Genomic DNA, 2,922 nt, shown 5'->3' on the forward strand with positions numbered 1-2,922 from the left:
TAAAATCGTCGCTGTAAATTTCGTTTTTATCGGTGAAATAGCCGCTATTTTGAGCCTACGGTATAAAGTCGGTCCGATCTTCTATTTTTACGTTTAGCGCCTTGAAATATTGCAGCAGCTCATAATACTCTTTTGTAGATACGGCATTTATTAAAAAGTAATTTCTGTTGTTAAATTTAACGACAAAATTTCTTTTTAACAGCCAAAGGGGCTCCGAGCTCTTTTTGAGCTTGTAAATTTTATACGGCAGAGCAAATATTAAATATAGCATTAGATGCTTTATATAAAGAGCAAGTTTGCCTATATGAACGCCTATGCTTGAATATCTATATAACTCATACGAGCTTAAATAATGGAACCTGCCGTAAGAGTTTTCTAGTTCGCATACTACGCAGAAATGAACGCTAGATATATTTGCGGACGGATCGGGGGCTATTTTGGTTTCGGAAATTATGTTATCTTTCATATCTATATTTTCGACGTAGCGGATCAGGCTGTTTGAAAAATAAAAATAGCTCGGATTTTTGGAAAAATTTTGCTCCGCCGAAATTCTAAATCGTATGAAAGTATATGTCGCGAAAATTAAAGAAATGATACCGAAAGCGCTAAATTTTCCCGTAGTGCCGGTCGTAATCAGATCATAACTTAAAAGCAAAAAAACACAATATACAAGTAAATATATTCCAAGAAAATACATGATAGACGGTGTAATCGTTTATGATCAATGACTCCTTATCATAGTCCCTCATAAAATCCTCGTTTTGTAAAATTTTGGCGCATTTTATCCTTTGGGTGCTTACGAAGCATTTAAAATTTTATCTTAGCGGCGGTGTTTATACGCGTTTGGCGGGGCGTGAAATGGCAGGCAGAATTTAAAGACAAAAAGCGGCTTCCGCTTCGGTAATCTCGCTATTTTGCGAACAGCAAGAGCCGCGTTACTAAAGTAAATTTAATCCGCAAATTTCGCTTTCAAATTTACGGATTTTAAAGAAAGCTCGGCGAAATCATTTTAAAGTAAACTCTGCGAAATCACTCAAGGCGAGCATGCCACGCAAAACGATTAAATTTTATCGAAATGATCAAATTTTACTGAAACGCCCTAATCTCGCCGAGCCCAAAAAGTCAAGCAACTAAAATTTATTCCTTCGGTGAGGTCATATCCTCAGGCACCACCCACGCGTCAAATTCCTCGGCGGTCAGTATGCCTGATTTTATCGCCTCCTCGCGCAGCGTCGTACCGTTATGATGGGCGGTTTTGGCGATCTTGGCGGCATTTGCGTAGCCGATGTGCGGATTTAGCGCGGTTACGAGCATTAGGCTCTCGTGCAGCAGTTTGTCGATTTTCGCGGCGTTTGCCGTGATACCGCAAGCGCAATGTTTCTCAAAGCTGTTCATCGCATCGCTTAGCAGGCGGATGCTTTGGATGAGGTTGTACGTAAGCACCGGCTTAAAGACGTTTAGCTCGAAGTTGCCCTGGCTTGCAGCGACGGAAATCGCGACGTGGTTGCCCATTACTTGCGCCGCTACCATCGTGACGGCTTCGCACTGCGTCGGATTTACCTTGCCCGGCATTATCGAGCTTCCAGGCTCGTTTTCGGGGATATTTATCTCGCCGATACCGCATCTTGGCCCGCTTGCCAGCCAGCGCACGTCGTTTGCGATCTTCATCAAATTTGCCGCCAGGCCGTTTAGCGCGCCGCTTAAAAACACCTCGGCGTCGTGGCTGGTTAGGCCGTGGAATTTATTCGGATGGGATTTAAATTTAAATGCCGTGCCCGTTAGCGCGTTTAGCTCGTCGCTTACCATTTGGCTAAATTTCGGATGCGAGTTTAGCCCCGTGCCCACCGCGGTGCCGCCGATAGCAAGCTCTTCTAAAAACGGCATAGTAGCGAGAATCTGCGCCTTGCTCGCCTTTAGCATATACGCGTAGCCGCTAAATTCCTGCCCTAGCGTGAGCGGCGTGGCGTCTTGCAGGTGGGTGCGACCGATCTTTACGATTTTTGCAAACTCGACGGTCTTTTTATCCAGCGTCGCTTCAAGCTTCTCGATCGCAGGAAGCAGCTTTTTTTGAAGCTCTAGCACAAAGGCTATTCGCATCGCCGTCGGATAAGTGTCGTTTGAGCTCTGGCCCTTATTTACGTGGTCGTTTGGATGCACGAATTTTGCATCTTTGACGTCCAGCTCCGCTTTGTCGCGGAAATTTAACCCCAAAATCTCCATCGCGCGGTTTGAGACGACCTCATTTAAATTCATATTCGACTGCGTGCCCGAGCCCGTCTGCCACACGACTAGAGGGAAATTTCCGTCCAGTTTGCCGTTTAAAATTTCATCGCACGCCTGCGCTATCGCCTCGGTGCGAGGCTCGTCTAGGCGGCCTAGCTTACGATTAACAAGCGCGCACGCCTTTTTTAGATAGGCAAAGCCCTCTATGACCTCTTTAGGCATCGTCTCCAGCCCTACTCCGATCTCGAAATTTTCATGGCTACGCTGCGTCTGCGCACCCCAATATTTCTCATTCGGAACCTTAACCTCGCCCATCGTGTCTTTTTCGATACGAAATTCCATAACTAATCCTTTCTAAGAGAAATTTCGGAATTTTAATTTTAGACGGCGACATACTATTCGCTGCAGCTCGAAATGCTTTGCCGATTAAGTTTTACCGCTATTTTGATCGCTTCAGAGCCTGCGCCGAAATTTTTGCGCCACGCTCAAAGCGACCGGATTTACGCACGCCGCACCGAATGTGCCTCATCTCTACTCGTTTTTATTCTCGTCTCTTTCTTGCAGTTCCTGTTCGCACCTTTTGGTGACTTTTACGAGCGAGACCCTAGTGCCGTCCATGCGTAGCACTTCGTAGTCACAGTTTACATCGCTTATTTTATCGCCGATTTCAGGTAGGCTGCCGAAGAGATTAAAGACGTA

Annotated in this window: 3 protein-coding genes; all 3 read right to left on the reverse strand. The window is 45.6% G+C overall.

Features of this window, described 5'->3' with window-relative positions; genetic code table 11:
* Nucleotides 1-55: 55 nt before the first annotated feature.
* Entirely contained in the window at nucleotides 56-655 is a 600-nt protein-coding gene (locus Q0140_RS02255) for a hypothetical protein (protein ID WP_297961324.1), read from the reverse strand.
* 482 nt (nucleotides 656-1,137) lie between these two features.
* Nucleotides 1,138-2,565: a class II fumarate hydratase gene (fumC, locus tag Q0140_RS02260; RefSeq protein ID WP_297961327.1), complete on the reverse strand. Its 1,428-nt coding sequence runs from the start codon at nucleotides 2,563-2,565 to the stop codon at nucleotides 1,138-1,140.
* Between the two features lie 189 nt (nucleotides 2,566-2,754).
* A partial coding sequence (locus Q0140_RS02265; protein WP_297961330.1) for a transporter associated domain-containing protein occupies nucleotides 2,755-2,922 on the reverse strand: 168 nt, incomplete at its 5' end.

Origin of the sequence: uncultured Campylobacter sp., assembly GCF_938045405.1 — a bacterium.
Lineage (GTDB): Bacteria > Campylobacterota > Campylobacteria > Campylobacterales > Campylobacteraceae > Campylobacter_B.